The sequence below is a fragment of the Halorubrum sodomense genome, assembly GCF_900111935.1.
Classification (GTDB): Archaea; Halobacteriota; Halobacteria; order Halobacteriales; family Haloferacaceae; genus Halorubrum; species Halorubrum sodomense.
This window is the reverse complement of the sequence record NZ_FOYN01000001.1, coordinates 37,894-52,032: the sequence shown is the minus strand read 5'-3', so window position 1 is coordinate 52,032 and position 14,139 is coordinate 37,894. Positions and strand designations below refer to the sequence as shown.

Genomic DNA, 14,139 nt, shown 5'->3' with positions numbered 1-14,139 from the left:
ATGGAAGAGAGCATCTCCGGCTTCAAGATGCGCGGCGACTGGGGCGACGTCGTCGAGCACGGCGAGCGGATCGCCTTGGCGCTCCGGGAGGTGGGGGTCGACGGCGACGCCTACTACGAGTTCGACGAGTGGCGCCCGAAGACCCACGAGCGCATCGACGAGGACGTCTCGGAGAAGACCGCGGCGCAGGCCTCCGTCGACGAGGGGAAAGGCGAGCGCGCGGGGAAGTCGCCGGGCGACGACCTCCAGACGGCCGGCGAGAAGCTCACCGAGTCCTACGAGAAGGTCGAGGAGAACGACACCGAGAGCGCCCGCGAGAGCTGGGGCGAGTCGATCGGACACGTCGCCCGCGCGGCCGACTCGGCCAGCCGGAAGGCGCTCCGGAAGGTGGAAGACGCGGTCTACCGGAACGTGATGACCCAGATGGCGCCGTACTACTTCGACAACGAGCTCGTCAGCGCCAACATCCAGGAGGTCGCCCGCGCCGAGGACGGCGAGACGTTCGTCTTCGAGGTGAACGTCAACGACGACGAACTGAAGGCCGAGGTGTCGGCGGTCCTCGACGACTACGAGTCCGAGATAGACCGCTGGCACGTCGAGGCGGAGAAGCGGACCGAGGACGTCGCGGCCGCCGAGGGCGTCGAGCCGCCCGCCGAGGAGGGCGGACCGGATTCGACCAAGACGTGAGCGGGCGCGACGCGACCGCCGAGGCCGCCGACCGCGGCCGCACCGGACACGCGGGCACCGCGGGCCGAGACGCATCGGTCGCTTTTAACTCACCGACGGCCGAATCGAACCCATGAGCGAGGTACTCCGGGTCGAGGCGGGCGAGTTGGCCGTCGACGAACTGATCGACGCGCTCAACGACGGGCGGCGGATCCTCGTCGACGTCGAGGTCGCGGGCGCCACCCACGAGGTCGCCCTCCGCTACGACGGCGAGACGTACCACTGCGACACGCCGACGAACCTCCATCGACACGCGGACGAGTCGGGGATGCGAGGCTGTATCGACCAGATGGGCTACGCGGCCGAGGAGTGAGACCGCCGAGCGGCGAAACCGACATTTAACGTCGCCGCGCGTGAATCGGGTCGTATGAGCGACCCCGAGATCGAGGACCTCGTCGGCGACGCCTCCCCGTCCTTCGAACACGTCCTCTCCTGCGTCTTCGGCGTACGCGACCACGAGAGCCGCGCGTACCTCGCGCTGCTCGAGCATCCGGGCAGCACCGTTTCGGAGCTCGCCGACGCCCTCGACCGGGACCGATCGAACGTGAACCGGTCGCTGTCGACGCTGCGCGAGAAGGGGCTCGTCGAGCGCCGGCGGCGGCTGCTCGACTCCGGCGGCTACGTCTACCAGTACACTGCGATCCCGGTCCCGGAGGCCAAGCGGCGCCTCCACGACGCCCTCGACGAGTGGGTGACGGACGTCCACGACGCCATCGACGCGTTCGAGCCCGACGAGCGCTGAGCGTTTCGCGGGGCGAGGGGCCTACTCCTCGGCCTCGTCGTCTCCCTCGCCCGCGGTCAGCCCGTCGTCCTCGGGGCGGTCGAGCGCGCGGTCCGCGTCGTGGTGCGCGGAGTAGCCGTCGAACCAGCGGGCGATCCGCTCGATGCGGTCGACGACGTGCGCGGGCTCGCCGGACCGCGAGAGCTCGTGGCCCTCGCGGGGGTACCTGACGAACCGCGTGTCGACGCCGTTCTTCCGGAGGATCCGGTGGTACAGCTCCGCCGTACAGATCGGGGTGCGCGTGTCGTCCTCGGAGTGGACGAGGAGGGTCGGCGTGTCGACCGCGTCGGCGTGGCCGGTCGGGGACTGCTCCCAGAGCCACTCGGGCTCCTCGGAGGGGACCGCGTCGAAGTCGCCCTCGACGAGCTTGTAGGCGGCGTCGGTCGAGCCGTAGAAGCCGGTGAGGTCGTAGACGCCGCGCTGGGAGACCGCCGCGCGGAAGTAGTCGGTCTGTCCGACCGCCCACGCGGTCATGAAGCCGCCGAACGAGCCGCCGGTGACGAAGGCGTTCGACGCGTCGATCTCCGGGCGGTCGGCGACCGTCTCCACGCCGGCCATCACGTCGCGGAGGGTGACCGCGCCCCAGTCCCGCTCGATCGCTTTCATGAACGCCTCGCCGTAGCCGGTCGAGCCCCGCGGGTTCGACCAGAAGACGGCGTAGCCGCGGGCTGCGAGCGTCTGGAACTCGTGCCACATCGTCCCCGCGGTCGACCACATCGCGTGCGGCCCGCCGTGGATCTCGACCGCGAGCGGGTACGGCTCGTCGGCGTCAGCGGACTCGGCCGCGTCGCCGCCGGTCCCCGCCGGCGGCGTCAACAGCCACCCCTGGATCTCCACCCCGTCGGACTCGAACCGGAGCTCCTCCGGCTCCCCGATCGCCCGCCCGGCGAGGTAGTCGGCGTTCAGTTCGGTCAGGCGGGTCGGCGCGTCGGAGTCGGCGTCGTAGGCGAACGCGTCGCCCGGGTGGTCCCACTCGCTGGCGGCGTACGCGACGGTGACCGACTCGGGTCCGGTACCGGCCTCGCCGCCGACCGTCGCGGCCGAGACGGTTCCCGGCCGGAGCAGGCGCTCGGGGTCGGCGCTCCCGTCGGCGGGGACGTGCCACAGCGCCGTCTTCCCCTCGTCGGGCGTCGCGAAGTACAGCGTCGCCTCGTCCGGGCCCCACTGCGGCGTCGTCCCCCGGCCGAGCCCGCGGTCGAGGCCGCCGGTCAGGTCGGTGACGGCCCCCGACTCGGCGTCGAGGACGCGGAGGTCCGTCGGCTGCATCGACACCCGCTCCGGCTCGGCGTGCGTGAAGGCGACGCGGCCGTCGGCGGTCGCCGCGAGGTCGGCGCCCCACCCGGTCGTGGTGTGGACGCGCTCGGCCTCGCCGGCCGCGAAGTCGTGGGCGCGGATCGCGATCTCGACCGAGTCGTCGGGGTCGTCTCCGATCGCCTCGGTGTAGTACAGCGTGTCGGCGTCGCCCCACGACGGGGCGGCGAAGTCGGCGTCCCCGTCGGTGACCCGTTCGATCGATCGGGACTCGGCCGGGTCCGGATCCGTGACGCCCCCGACGGTCGCGTCGGCGTCGACGACGTAGACGCCGGGGCGCCGCCCGTCGAAGTAGCGCTCGGCCGCCCGGTAGACGGTCCGGTCGATGACGCGCGGGTCGGGATGCTCGTCCGGTTCGTAGCCGTCCGGCACGGCGAGGTCGCGGTCGGCCTCGCGGTCGTCGGCGGTCACCGACTGGACGAACGCGATCCGCTCCCCGTCTGGCGACCACGCGATGGACGAGACGCCGCCGACGACGTCGGTGACGCGGCGGGCCTCGCCCCCGCCGACCGGGAGGACCCACAGCTGCTGGCGGTCGTCGTCGGCGCCGCGAGTGGAGGTGAACGCGATCCGGTCGCCGGAGGGGCTCCAGCGCGGTTCGGCGTCGGATCCCTCGGGAAGGGTGAGCCGTCGGGGGTCGTCGTCGCCCGCGACGTCGACGAGGTACACCGTCGCCTCGTAGCTGTCGTCGTCGTTCGGCTGTCGGCGCACGAAGGCGACGCGGTCGCCGTCCGGCGAGATCCGGGGATCGGACGGGACCGCGATGTCGTGGTAGTCGGCCGCGGTGACGCGCTCCATGGAAGTCACTCGGACGGGGGGCTCAAAAGCCGTCGGGAGCCGGAAAGGCGGACGAGCGCCTCCGCGCTCCGAGTCCCTCAGCGGTCAGTCGTCGCCGTTGTCGAACGCCAGCGAGACGCCGCCGTCGTCGACGGTCGCGCCCGCGGCACAGACCGGGTGTTCGAGGTCGGACTCCAGCAGTTCGGTCGCGACCGACCCCGCGTCGGTCGCGGTCAGGTCGTACGGCTCGGGGGAGTCCGTCTCGTAGGTCGCGACGACCGTCGGCTCGTCGACGGCCTCGACGAGGAGCGCGTCGCGGCGGACGACCCCGATGGTCGCGGACGCAGCGCCGACGATCCCGGCGACGCGAGGCGTGTCGTAGTCGTCCCTCTCGTAGTCGAGCGCGAGCAGCGCCGACGCGAGCGCGTCGCGGGGCGGGTAGCCGCGCTCCAGTTTCTCCGCGATCGGGTCGACGTGCGAGCCGTTTCCGAGGGCCGCCAGCGGCGCCCCGGTCGGGGCCTCGACGGCGCGCGCGCAGTTGTACGAGACGTATGGGTTGTCGGTCTCCGGCGCGTCCGGCGTCGGACCGACAGTGAGCGTCCGGCCCCGGTCGCGGACGCGACGGTTCGGGAACGAGCGCGAGGAGACGCGGTAGCCGCCGACTCCCGGCGCGACGACGACGAATCGTCCGACGTACATACAGCTTCGTGCGGATTCGGTCGTGTAAAACGCGTCGATATGTCCACGAACGCGATCCGACAGCGGGAAGCGATCGCCGCCGTCGCGACCGCGACGCCGGCGAGGGGCGCCGACGCGGACGGGGAGCGTCAACCGATCGCACGGCGACCGCAACGCGCAACGCTTACAAAGACGTACTGGCTACCGATAAGTGCGCAGTCCATTGGGGTAGTGGCCAATCCTGAAGCCTTCTGGGGGCTTCGACCCTGGTTCGAATCCAGGATGGACTACTTCTGCTCCGTGCCGTTTCAACTGGAACCCAGAGGGATCCACGTCCAGCGGTTTCCAGTGGAAACGAAGGGGTACGATCCGGCGGTTCTCGACCCGCTGTCACTTCTCGACGTCGAGCAGCGCGACGCGTTCGCGAACCACGTCGACGAGGTCGCCGTTCGTCGCGGCGAGTTCGCGATCGGTAACGCCGTAGAACTCCCGGACGCGATTCTCGTCGAAGGCGACGGGGAGCCCGTCGCCGTCCGGACTCGCGATCGAATCGACCGCGAGCGCTCGGATCGACTCGACGGCCCGGTCCAGATCAGCGGTCGGACGGTCGACGCTGGGGACGCCGCCGAAGTCCGCGAGGAGGACGACCGCGGGCCGCCTTCCCTCGGAGACGCCGAGTTCGAGGGCGCGGTCGATCTGTCGCCGCCCGGCCGCGTACAGCAGGACCTCGACGCCGGGGTCGCGCGCAACCGCCTCGCCGCGGGCGATCGCTCGCGCGGCGAGCCGGACCGCTTCCCGGAGGTGAGCGGTCGAGACGACGAGGTCGGCGTCGAACGCCTGAACGACCGCGCCGGTCTCCCGGCCGACGTCGTCGAGGTCGCTGAGGAACGCGTCGAGGTCGTCGATCGCGAAGGTTCCGGCGACGAGCCTGACGGCGGGATCTGGCGCCGGCGGTCGGGGCGAGGTCGCTGACGGCCCGCGGGACGAGCCCCCCGACGGCTCCGTCATCCGAAATCACCCAGGCTGGCCTGTCCGTCGCCGTCGCCGTCGGCGTCCGCCCCCGCGGTCGCCGCCGCGGAGGCCGACCGGTCCGGGTCGACGCCGTCGAGCGAGGGGTCCTCCCGGCCGGCGTTCTCCAGGATCCGCTCGGCGGTGCGCTCGCGGCCGCGGAGCGCGCCGAGCACCACCGCCTTGTCCGCCTCGCGGAGGTCGGCGCGGCTCTCGATGCCGGCCTCGTAGAGGCGGCGGGCGCGCTTGCGGCCGACGTTGCGGACGCCCGCGAGGTCGAGCAGCTCCTCGCGGACGCCGTACTCCAGCCGCTTGCGGGCCTCGCGCACCCGAACGACCGTGTCGCCGTCGACCCCCTCGACGTCGCGCGCGAGCGTCTCGGCGGCGCGGAGGAGCCACTCGGCGGTGTCGACCTTCCCGCGGATGTCGCCCGGGCCGACGCCGTAGCGCTCCGCGATCCGGTCCTCGTCCACCTCGTTCGCCCAGTCCTCCAGCAGGCGGGCCGTCTTCAGCGCGGCGAGCCAGTCCTCGAACCGCACGTCCTCGTACTCGGAGGGGACGTCGCCGAGGAACTCCGTCTCGCGCTCGTAGCAGACCTCGGTGTACTCCTCGCGGTCGCCGGACTTGAGGTACAGCTCGTAGGTGTCGGGCGTCCGGCTGACGAGGTGATAGAGGCCGAGGGGGGTGACGGCGGGGGCGGCGGCGGCGTCCGGCTCCCCCGCCTCGGCGGCGGGGTCGCCTCCCTCCTCGTCCGCTCGCGTGTACGTCGTGAACCCGGAGTCGTCCGCGTCGGCCTCGGCGCCCGCGTCGGGGGCGGGACCGGCGCCGTCGGCGGGGACGAAGTCGCCGGCGGCGCCCTCGTCGTCCGCGCCGTCCGCCACGGTCCGGAGCCCGTCAAGTATCTCGGCCGCGCTCATCGGGTCGAGGTAGAGCCGGGAGACGGTGTGGCCGATCCCCGTCGCCGCGAGGCCCTCGCTCCCGCCGTCGCGGTCGCGCTCAACGAACCCGTTGACGTCGAGGTAGTCGAGGACGGTGTCGGTGACCGCTGCCAGGCGCCCCTCGTCGTCGGTCTGGGTCGCGTAGAGGGTGTTATCGAGGAACGAGAGCAGCCCCTCGCGGGTGGCGGCGAAGCCGGACGCGACCGTCGCGAGGACGTGGGTCCGGAGGGCGGGCTCGGCCGCCAGCTTCGAGCGGACCGGCTCGGCCTCGGCCCAGACGTACCGGTCGAACAGCTCCTCGCGGGTGTCGGCGTCGCTCGCGAGCAGCACCGCCTCGCCGTACGGATCGAGCCCGGGACGGCCCGCGCGGCCGCACATCTGGTGGACTTCGAGGACGTCGAGGGGTTGCATCCCGCCGAACTCGCCGTCGTAGCGGCGCCAGTCGCGGACGATCACCCGGCGGGCGGGGGTGTTGACGCCGGCGGCGAGCGTCGGGGTCGCGGAGACGCACTTGATCAGGCGGTCGCGGAACGCGTCCTCGACCAGGCTCCGGTGCTCGCTCGCGAGCCCGGCGTGGTGGAACGCCGAGCCCTCCTCGACCGCGTCCGCGAGGTCCTCGGAGGTGTCGGTGTCCGAGACGCCGCGGATCTCCTCGGCCAGCTCGCGGAGGCGGTCGCGCTCGTCGCCGGTGAGCCGCGGGCCGGTCACGTCCGTGAGCTTGCGGGCCGACGACTCCGCGTTGCGCCGGGAGTTGACGAAGACGAGCGAGGAGCCGCCCTGCCCGTCCTCCTCGGTGTCGAGGGCGTCCGCGACGAGTTCCGCGGTCTGGTCTGCGCCGCGCTCGACGGGCACCTCGCGCCGGCTGCCGTCGTCGAACTCGATCGCGTTGCCGAAGTGGACCCCCGTCCGCAGCTCGATGGGGCGCCAGTCGGACTCGACGAGCTCGGCGTCGAGCCAGTCGGCGATGACGTCGGCGTTGCCGACGGTCGCGGAGAGCGCGACCGTCTGGAGCCCCGGGTTCACCCTCCGGAGCTTCGCGAGCGTCACTTCGAGGGTGGGGCCGCGGTGGGAGTCGTCGACGAGGTGGACCTCGTCGCTGACGACGCAGGTGAGGTCGTCGATCCACGGCGCGCCGTTGCGGATCAGCGAGTCCACCTTCTCCGAGGTGGCGACGATGATATCGCGGCTCGCGAGCCACTCGCCGTCGGAGTCGTAGTTGCCCGTGGAGACGCCGACCGTGACGCCGAACTCCTCCCAGCGCTCGAACTCGGCCTTCTTCTCGCTGGCGAGCGCGCGCAGCGGGACGATGTACAGCGCCTTCCCGCCGCGCTCGATCGACGACAGCATCGCCAGTTCCGCGATCAGCGTCTTCCCCGACGCGGTCGGCACGGCCGCGACGAGGCTCTCGCCGTCGACGACGCCCGCCTCGACGGCCGCCTCCTGAGGCGGGTACAGCTCCGCGACGCCCTCCGCTTCGAGCGCCTCGCCGACGCCCGCGGGGAGCCCGGAGAGCGAACTCGGTTCCATTACACATCCGTGGGGTCCCCACGCGATTTAAACCGTCGGAAGAGCGCTATGGCGGGAGACGGGAGGCACGACCGCGACCGCCGACGGCGACGCTTATATATAAATAGATCCGCGGTGGCGCGTGCCTGCGAGCGGCCGCCACCGGCGGCCGCGAGGAGCACGCGCGAGGGAGTCGGCCGGCCGGAGCGCAGCGGAGGCCGGCCGACGAGGCTGGGGAGGCGTGAGGTGCGGTCGCTGTGCGGGGCGGGACTCGAAGGGGCGGGTGCGAGGCGGGCGGAGACGACGTAAGCACCGCAGGGAGCGAGCGAAGCGAGCGACCGAGGAGCACAGCGAGTGTCCGCCCGCCTCGCGGCCGGGGCTTCGGGGGTGTTCTCACCAGTCGGTTCCAGTCTTTGATACTAGTTCAAAAGCGGTCCCGGACCCAACAGGAACCTCACCAGCAAGACAAAGACTGTGAATGCGAGTACACAGAATATCAGCGATGTTAGTCTTCGTTCAGTTGGATGGGAGTGACTAGAACTGATTCGGACGTATGGGTGTATCCAGTTACGAAACCGCAAAACAGACAGACCGAACAGTCCAATGGCAAATGTAAATCCGTCTGATAAAGTTGGGAAGTAGTGTACAACAGGCTGTGGGGCTATGCTAGGCAGTGCCCATCCAGCAAATAACGCAGCCAGCGTTGCCAGCACTGCCACTTTTTCTCCCACCAACTGATCTCTGAGATGACTCTTTGCTGTTTGAATTGATTTGATATATTCAGATATCTCAGACAGGACCATTTCCACCCAATCAGGATCCCCGTCACAGTACAGTACGTGAGATTCCGTTCCATCACTCTCACCGGCTATTGTACATTCTCCTTCTTCGCCGATAACAGACAGAACGTAAGAGTTCGATCCACCGATGTTGTCTAATGTAGTGGTGTTGATTTCATTGTGTGAGTGATATTCTTTCTCCACCCCACCAGGAAGTGACAGATTAACTGTTATCTGGCAATTAGTCGTGTTTTCTCTCAGTAATTCCTGGATGTTTTTCAAATCCTGGATAGATAAATGGACTGCCGGGAGCTGCTTGCTTGAGTTCATTACGTGTGTATAAATTAATGTTAGTGTTCATACTTTTGTCTCAGCTCTCATCTGAGAGTGCTAATTTTTAAATTATCTGATGCGTAGGATTACGCGAACGTTTCTACTGAGCGGATATAAATAAATAACCCATCAATTACGTCAGGGAGCGACGCCGACCGTCAACAGCGTCCCCCACGTCCGATACCGATCGATCATCGCCTCGCGCGTCTCGTAGCCGTCGGTCGGGAACTCCGAAGCGTCGGGAATCTCGGTCTCGCGGTCCGGGATCGCGTCCTGCTCGGCGACGTACAGCCCGGCCTCGCGGAACGCCGCCCGATACGCCTCGCGCGACCACAGCGTCATGTCGACGGAGATGTTCTCCTGCCACGCGTGGGTCGTCTCGCTCTCCGCGAAGTAGTTGACGGCGCAGTAGAAGGTGCCGCCCGGGCGCAGCACCCGACGAACCTCTTCGAGCGTGTGGACGGGATCGCTCGCGTAGTAGAACGCCTCCATCGAGAAGACGTGGTCGAGGGCGTCGTCGGCGAAGGGGAGTTCGTCGAAGTCGCCGACCAGGAACCCGACCGCGCCGTCGTCGGTGTACCCGCGGGCGTTGTTCGCCATCTCGGGCGCGCCGTCGAGGCCGTAGCCGCGGCCGATGCCGCGCTCGCGGAGCGCGCGGAGCACGTAGCCCGAGCCGGTGCCCAGATCGAGGACGGCGTCGCCGTCCTCGACCGGCATCCGCGCCAAGACGTGTTTCGCGGTGTGCCAGTGGCGGTCCTCCATCCCGCGGTCCTTCCCGCTCGCCGCCCACTCGTCGAACTCCTCGCGAACGCTCATACCGGCCGGACGGGGAGAGCGGTGAAAAACGGCGGTGTTTTACCGGCTCCGCCCCCCACGGGGGACATGAAACGCCCGCGAGCGCTCCGCCGCCCGAACTTCCGGGTGGCCGACATGGCCCAGCAGTCGGTCGGCGGCTTCCTGCTCGCGGGGCCGTTCGTCGTCACCGCGGAGGTGTGGGAACTCGCCGCGGGGATGAACTGGGTCCAGGCCGCCGTGACCGCCGGGCTCGTGGCGCTGATCGGGTACGCCGCGCTGTACCGGGCCGACACCGGCCGCGACGTCGACGAGGAGCCGGACCTCGTCGGGGTCCCGACCCGCTTCGTCTCGCTGATGACGGTGGCGTTCGGCTCCGTGCTCCTGCTGGCGCTGATCTTCGACGCGCCCCACACGTTCCTCGTCGAGGGCGGGATCGGCGACGGCGCGGTAGTGGCGACGACCGCGAAGGCCGTCGCGGTCGGCGCCGTGTTCAGCGTCGTCGGCGCCGCGACCGCTGACAGCGTGTTCTGAGGTCGGCGCGCCCACGCTCCCGGAAATCGATTCACAACACCACCGAGACGACCGCGAAGAGGATCAACACGCCGGCGACGTCACAGAGGTTCGTCACCACGGGGATCGTCGTGTCGTCGGGGTTGAGCCCGACGCGGTAGGACACCTCGACGGCGGCGACGCTGGCGACGACGACGAGCGCGGCGAGCGCCATGCCGGAGACCAGCGAGATCAGCAGCACCCGGCCGAGCGCGAGCGACCCGCCGAGCGCGAGCCCGATGCCCCACGCGGCGATCCCCACCGCGCCGAAGACGGTCGCCGCGAGTCCGAACACCGCGCCCGCGTTCGCCCGGAGGGCGGGGTTCGACGGGCTGAGCTCGTAGGTCCCGAGGTAGAGCTGGGTCGTGAGCCGCGAGCAGGTTATCGACGCGAGGTTGCCGGCCGTCCCGATCTGGACGGGCACGAGGACCAGGAGCGCCGGATACCGCAGCAGAATCTCCTCGTAACTCTCCAACACCGTCCCGGAGACGAGCTGGAGCACCGACAGCGCGGCCAGAAGCGGGATCATCGTCCGGACGATCCGCCGGACCGACCACTCGTCGATCCCGGTCGGCGCGGGATCGGTCACGACACCGCCCCCACGACGGCCACTCCGACCAGGAGGAAGAACACCCCGAACACGTCGCCGAGCGTCGTGACGACCGGGCCGATGACGTTGTCGGGGTCGAGCCCGCGCCGGTAGCCGACGAAGATGACCGAGATCAACACCGTGATCATGAGCACCGCCGAGAGGAAGCCGGCGACGACCATCACGCCGACCAACTGGAAGAGGCTCCCGCCGTCACCGAACAGGACGAGCGTGAGGTAGGTGACGACCGCGATGAACACGGAGACGCTCATCCCGTTGATAAAGGAGGCGACGACCGCGTTCGTGAGCCGGCGGTCCGGCCGGAACCGGGGTTCGATGATCCCCTGGTGGAGCCCGGTCGAGAGCCGGGCGCCGAGCGAGCCGTACACCCCGCCGCGGGTGGCGAGGAACGCCGGCAGCAACAGGAGCAGTCCGGGGACCTGTTCGATGTTCGCGCGCATGGTCTCCGAGCCGAGTATCGTCCCCGCGAACAGCCCCGCGATCAGGCTGACCGCGATCACCGGGAGCGCCTGCCGGTAGATGTCGCGCGCGGTGTCGTGCCCGGGCATCGAACGCACCGACGGCGGGCGGGGCAAAAAAACCGACCGCCGCGTCCGCGGGCGGCGTCGATTCACCGAGTCCGGGCGCGTACGTGTCGCGATCTCCAGATGAAACGGTGGGGGAGTAGCGACGGGGCGGAGTGCGCCCGCGACCCGACGCGGGGCGAGGGAGCCGTTCGCGTCCGCCGGTCTGGACCCCGTCGACCGTACCGTTAAGTCAGTCGGGCGAGTTCCGATCCCATGGACTACTCCCTCGCCGTCGAGAACGGGCCGGAGACGATACCGGGCGGGACCGGACTCCTGCTCGTCCACCCGAGCATCGGCGAGACGGACCGGATCGACACCGACTTCCTCAAGACCGACACCGACGCGTTCCTCGTCGTCTCGACGCGAACCACCGCCCGAGAGGTCGAACAGAAGCTGGAGTACTACGACGTCGACGAGACGAAGGCGACCATCCTCGACACGCTCTCCGTCGAGCGCGGGTACTCGCGGCGCTCCAGCGACGACGTGTACTACGTCTCCGCGCCCGACGACCTCGACGGCGTCGTCGACCGCGTCGAGCGGTTCCTCACCGAAAACGAGGGGAAGCGCCGCGTCTCGGTCGACTCGCTCACCGAGATGGCCTACTACGCCGACGACGACGCGGTGTACGAGGCCGCCGCCGAGATCCTCTCCCTCCTCGACGAGCACGACGCGGTCGGCATCTTCCACCTCTCGGAGGAGGTCCACGAGGTCGCGACGCTCGACCGGTTCCGCGAGCTGTTCGACGGCGTCATCGGGCTCGACGGGGAGGGGAACGTCACCTTCGACGGCTGAGAAGCGCGATTTCGGCCGCGGTCGCCGTTTCACTCCTCGTCGTCGACGAGCGCTGCGAACGTCTTCTCCGCCCACGCGACGGCGTAGTCCGCCCCGCGATCCCGGTAGGCGGTCGTGTCGAGCGCGCCGTACGGCGCCGGGAGGTCGAGGTCGTGTTTCACCGCCGAGCAGGCGTACTCCGTCGCGGCCGCGAAGTCGGTCTCCCCGCGGGCGACCTCGCCGGAGAGGTCGCCGAGCCGGCCGGAGAGCCGCTCGCCCGCGTCGATCCACGCGTCGAACAGCCGGGGGTACTCGCCCTCCCACGACGCGAACGCGTCGCGGACGCGGAGGCCGACCCACGCGTCGAACAGCGCGTTCGCGACCTGGAAGACGTCGGTCGGGCCGAAGCCCGTGGTCGAGGCTCCCGTCTCCGGGTCCGGGCGGCGGATCGCCGCGTCGAGGTCGCGGTAGCGATCGCCGAAGAACGGGAGGAACGACTCCGGGAGGCCGGGCGCGTCACTTCCGCCCGAGTTCTCGCCGCCCACGGTGCCGGGCCCCGGCTCGCGGCCGATCTGAACCAGCCGTTCCGCGACGAGGAAGGCGAGGAAGTCGTCGGGCGTCCCCTCCGCGCGCCGCTTGACGAGCACGGCGGGCGGGTCGGTCTGCGTCGTCCGGACGACCGTCCCGTCGCCCGGGAGCCCGACGGTGAACGCGGGTCCGGCGTGCTTCCGGAGCAGGTCCGGCACCGCCTCGGGGAGCCACTCGGCGGGGTACGAGGCGGGGTCGAGCCCGTCGACGAAGAGACCTAGGTCCTCCGCGGCGGCCGGCGGGAGCGTCTCGAAGTCGGAGTCCACGTCGAGGACGGGCGACTCCGGTGCGTACCGGTCGCGGACCGCCGCGAGGTCGTCGTCGAGCGGCCGGGGCGAGAACATCAGGCGAAGACGTACGAGAGGATGATGAGGACCGAGAGGACGGCCGAGACGCCGACCGTGCCGACGACGATCTGGGTCGATTTGTTCATGCGAGTTCCTGCGTCCGCCGGTCGTTAAAATCATCCGGTCCGCGGCGAGCGTGCGGCGATTTTATGTCGGCGGGCGAGAGTCCAACGGTATGCGAGTCCGTGACGCGGTCGAGGCCGACGCCGCGGCCCTGGCGTCGATGACGGGTCGCCCGGAAGGCGTCGTCCGGAACATGATCCACGACCGATCGGTGCGCGTCGCGACGACGGGCGGAGTCGCGTCCGAAGGCGATTCGGACGACGACGGCGAAGACACTCCCGTCGACGCGGTCAGCGGGTTCGTCTCGTTCGACGTGCGCGACGGGGCCGTTCACGTGACGAACGTCGAGGGCGACCCGGACGCGGTCCGCCGCCTGTTCGAGGAGCCGGTGCGGTTCGCGACCCGGGAGGGGATGACCGTCGAGGCCGTCCTGCCGACCGACGGGACCGCGGCCGACGCGTCCGAGTCGATCGGGTTCGAGGCGGTCGGCTCGGGGCCGCGGATCGACGGCGCGTCGACGACGCGGTACCGGTTCGATCCGGAAGGCTGAGGCCCGGAGCGGCCTGAAAATCCGGTTCATGGGTTCGTCGAAATGCGCCGTTAGGGCTGTGTTTCGCGGATATATCGGATACGGCGCGTGCGCCTCTCACGGCGTCGGCGCCGGAGTCGAATCCGGACGGACCGCTCGACTGGCGAGCCGGTTGATGCCAAATGGCATGAGTTATCTCCGCCGGGCGCGTCTGAGCGACCCTGATGGAAGCGAATCGTACGATGGTCTGTAAGCGGTGCGGCGGCCCGACCGGTCCGGACGACGACGTGACGAACCAGTCCTCGTCGGACCCCCTCGTCGTCTCCGAGTGCGCCCGGTGTCATTCGATCGTGGACATCGGCGGCCACCGGTGGTGAGTCCCGGAGCGAACTCCGTCCGTTGGGCTGAGGACAGCGAGGCGGTAACCCCGACTCGGCGGCGACGACGGCCGTCCTGAGCGGCCTTTTGTCACGGGAGCTGGAAG

Annotated in this window: 17 protein-coding genes; 7 read left to right on the top strand and 10 right to left on the bottom strand. The window is 69.8% G+C overall.

The genetic code is table 11. The features are described 5' to 3' along the window. The 3 genes from BM286_RS00265 (at position 1) to BM286_RS00255 (ending at position 1,468) form a co-directional block, all read left to right on the top strand. The gene (locus BM286_RS00265; protein WP_092919292.1) at positions 1–687 is read left to right on the top strand and encodes a DUF5828 family protein; all 687 of its coding nucleotides are present in this window, start codon (positions 1–3) and stop codon (positions 685–687) included. A 112-nt stretch (positions 688–799) separates the two neighbouring features. Continuing rightward, complete coding sequence (locus BM286_RS00260) at positions 800–1,039, top strand: hypothetical protein (RefSeq protein ID WP_092919290.1); 240 nt, start codon at positions 800–802, stop codon at positions 1,037–1,039. 54 nt (positions 1,040–1,093) lie between these two features. After that, a complete protein-coding gene (locus tag BM286_RS00255; protein WP_092919288.1) occupies positions 1,094–1,468 on the top strand; it encodes a helix-turn-helix domain-containing protein in 375 nt (124 codons plus the stop codon). Between the two features lie 21 nt (positions 1,469–1,489). On the opposite strand, the gene BM286_RS00250 is transcribed toward BM286_RS00255, so the two are convergent. The 6 genes from BM286_RS00250 to BM286_RS00225 all read right to left on the bottom strand — a co-directional run bounded on the left by BM286_RS00250 (position 1,490) and on the right by BM286_RS00225 (position 9,653). Then, complete coding sequence (locus tag BM286_RS00250) at positions 1,490–3,616, bottom strand: S9 family peptidase (protein ID WP_092919286.1); 2,127 nt, start codon at positions 3,614–3,616, stop codon at positions 1,490–1,492. 84 nt (positions 3,617–3,700) lie between these two features. After that, on the bottom strand, positions 3,701–4,294 hold the full coding sequence (locus BM286_RS00245) for an IMP cyclohydrolase (protein ID WP_092919284.1): 594 nt from the start codon (positions 4,292–4,294) through the stop codon (positions 3,701–3,703). Between the two features lie 369 nt (positions 4,295–4,663). Next, positions 4,664–5,281 carry a KEOPS complex subunit Cgi121 gene (gene cgi121 / locus BM286_RS00235; RefSeq protein WP_092919282.1) on the bottom strand — a complete coding sequence of 206 codons (618 nt, stop codon included), beginning with the start codon at positions 5,279–5,281 and terminating at the stop codon, positions 4,664–4,666. Further along, a complete protein-coding gene (locus BM286_RS00230) occupies positions 5,278–7,746 on the bottom strand; it encodes an ATP-dependent DNA helicase (protein ID WP_092919280.1) in 2,469 nt (822 codons plus the stop codon). The genes cgi121 and BM286_RS00230 overlap by 4 nt, the downstream gene beginning before the upstream one ends. 398 nt (positions 7,747–8,144) lie before the next feature. Then, the gene (locus tag BM286_RS15070) at positions 8,145–8,834 is read right to left on the bottom strand and encodes a hypothetical protein (protein ID WP_143103845.1); all 690 of its coding nucleotides are present in this window, start codon (positions 8,832–8,834) and stop codon (positions 8,145–8,147) included. Between the two features lie 141 nt (positions 8,835–8,975). After that, entirely contained in the window at positions 8,976–9,653 is a 678-nt protein-coding gene (locus tag BM286_RS00225; protein WP_092919278.1) for a class I SAM-dependent methyltransferase, read from the bottom strand. Between the two features lie 66 nt (positions 9,654–9,719). On the opposite strand from BM286_RS00225, the gene BM286_RS00220 reads away from it, so the two are divergent. Beyond that, positions 9,720–10,163, top strand: a complete 444-nt coding sequence (locus BM286_RS00220; RefSeq protein ID WP_092919276.1) for a DUF2391 domain-containing protein — start codon at positions 9,720–9,722, stop codon at positions 10,161–10,163. A 31-nt stretch (positions 10,164–10,194) separates the two neighbouring features. Here the strand turns inward: BM286_RS00220 and BM286_RS00215 are convergent, their stop codons facing one another. Together BM286_RS00215 and BM286_RS00210 are read right to left on the bottom strand one after the other, a co-directional pair. Continuing rightward, positions 10,195–10,710, bottom strand: coding sequence for a magnesium transporter (locus BM286_RS00215; protein ID WP_394327271.1), 516 nt, complete (start codon positions 10,708–10,710; stop codon positions 10,195–10,197). A 56-nt stretch (positions 10,711–10,766) separates the two neighbouring features. Further along, positions 10,767–11,339: a magnesium transporter gene (locus tag BM286_RS00210; RefSeq protein ID WP_092919271.1), complete on the bottom strand. Its 573-nt coding sequence runs from the start codon at positions 11,337–11,339 to the stop codon at positions 10,767–10,769. Positions 11,340–11,570: 231 nt separating this feature from the next. Between BM286_RS00210 and BM286_RS00205 the strand changes: the two genes are divergently transcribed. Further along, positions 11,571–12,149 carry a DUF7090 family protein gene (locus BM286_RS00205; RefSeq protein WP_092919268.1) on the top strand — a complete coding sequence of 193 codons (579 nt, stop codon included), beginning with the start codon at positions 11,571–11,573 and terminating at the stop codon, positions 12,147–12,149. A gap of 29 nt (positions 12,150–12,178) precedes the next feature. Here the strand turns inward: BM286_RS00205 and BM286_RS00200 are convergent, their stop codons facing one another. Both BM286_RS00200 and BM286_RS16015 read right to left on the bottom strand, forming a co-directional pair. After that, on the bottom strand, positions 12,179–13,060 hold the full coding sequence (locus tag BM286_RS00200; protein ID WP_092919266.1) for a DUF7089 family protein: 882 nt from the start codon (positions 13,058–13,060) through the stop codon (positions 12,179–12,181). Next, complete coding sequence (locus BM286_RS16015; protein WP_449272172.1) at positions 13,060–13,149, bottom strand: hypothetical protein; 90 nt, start codon at positions 13,147–13,149, stop codon at positions 13,060–13,062. Before BM286_RS16015 ends, BM286_RS00200 begins: the two co-directional genes overlap by 1 nt. An 89-nt stretch (positions 13,150–13,238) precedes the next feature. Between BM286_RS16015 and BM286_RS00195 the strand changes: the two genes are divergently transcribed. Both BM286_RS00195 and BM286_RS15370 read left to right on the top strand, forming a co-directional pair. After that, positions 13,239–13,676: a hypothetical protein gene (locus tag BM286_RS00195; RefSeq protein ID WP_092919265.1), complete on the top strand. Its 438-nt coding sequence runs from the start codon at positions 13,239–13,241 to the stop codon at positions 13,674–13,676. Positions 13,677–13,879: 203 nt separating this feature from the next. Then, a complete protein-coding gene (locus tag BM286_RS15370) occupies positions 13,880–14,032 on the top strand; it encodes a hypothetical protein (protein ID WP_158293703.1) in 153 nt (50 codons plus the stop codon). The last annotated feature ends 107 nt before the right edge of the window (positions 14,033–14,139 follow it).

Bases quoted from the DNA above. Each gene is read 5' to 3' on its own strand.
- cgi121 (WP_092919282.1), bottom strand. From the start codon at position 5,281: ATGACGGAGCCGTCGGGGGGCTCGTCCCGCGGGCCGTCAGCGACCTCG.
- BM286_RS00210 (WP_092919271.1), bottom strand. From the start codon at position 11,339: ATGCCCGGGCACGACACCGCGCGCGACATCTACCGGCAGGCGCTCCCG.
- BM286_RS00215 (WP_394327271.1), bottom strand. From the start codon at position 10,710: ATGATCCCGCTTCTGGCCGCGCTGTCGGTGCTCCAGCTCGTCTCCGGG.
- BM286_RS00225 (WP_092919278.1), bottom strand. From the start codon at position 9,653: ATGAGCGTTCGCGAGGAGTTCGACGAGTGGGCGGCGAGCGGGAAGGAC.
- BM286_RS00250 (WP_092919286.1), bottom strand. From the start codon at position 3,616: ATGGAGCGCGTCACCGCGGCCGACTACCACGACATCGCGGTCCCGTCC.
- BM286_RS00245 (WP_092919284.1), bottom strand. From the start codon at position 4,294: ATGTACGTCGGACGATTCGTCGTCGTCGCGCCGGGAGTCGGCGGCTAC.
- BM286_RS00195 (WP_092919265.1), top strand. From the start codon at position 13,239: ATGCGAGTCCGTGACGCGGTCGAGGCCGACGCCGCGGCCCTGGCGTCG.
- BM286_RS00205 (WP_092919268.1), top strand. From the start codon at position 11,571: ATGGACTACTCCCTCGCCGTCGAGAACGGGCCGGAGACGATACCGGGC.
- BM286_RS15370 (WP_158293703.1), top strand. From the start codon at position 13,880: ATGGAAGCGAATCGTACGATGGTCTGTAAGCGGTGCGGCGGCCCGACC.
- BM286_RS00265 (WP_092919292.1), top strand. From the start codon at position 1: ATGGAAGAGAGCATCTCCGGCTTCAAGATGCGCGGCGACTGGGGCGAC.
- BM286_RS15070 (WP_143103845.1), bottom strand. From the start codon at position 8,834: ATGAACTCAAGCAAGCAGCTCCCGGCAGTCCATTTATCTATCCAGGAT.
- BM286_RS00260 (WP_092919290.1), top strand. From the start codon at position 800: ATGAGCGAGGTACTCCGGGTCGAGGCGGGCGAGTTGGCCGTCGACGAA.
- BM286_RS00200 (WP_092919266.1), bottom strand. From the start codon at position 13,060: ATGTTCTCGCCCCGGCCGCTCGACGACGACCTCGCGGCGGTCCGCGAC.
- BM286_RS00255 (WP_092919288.1), top strand. From the start codon at position 1,094: ATGAGCGACCCCGAGATCGAGGACCTCGTCGGCGACGCCTCCCCGTCC.
- BM286_RS00220 (WP_092919276.1), top strand. From the start codon at position 9,720: ATGAAACGCCCGCGAGCGCTCCGCCGCCCGAACTTCCGGGTGGCCGAC.
- BM286_RS00230 (WP_092919280.1), bottom strand. From the start codon at position 7,746: ATGGAACCGAGTTCGCTCTCCGGGCTCCCCGCGGGCGTCGGCGAGGCG.
- BM286_RS16015 (WP_449272172.1), bottom strand. From the start codon at position 13,149: ATGAACAAATCGACCCAGATCGTCGTCGGCACGGTCGGCGTCTCGGCC.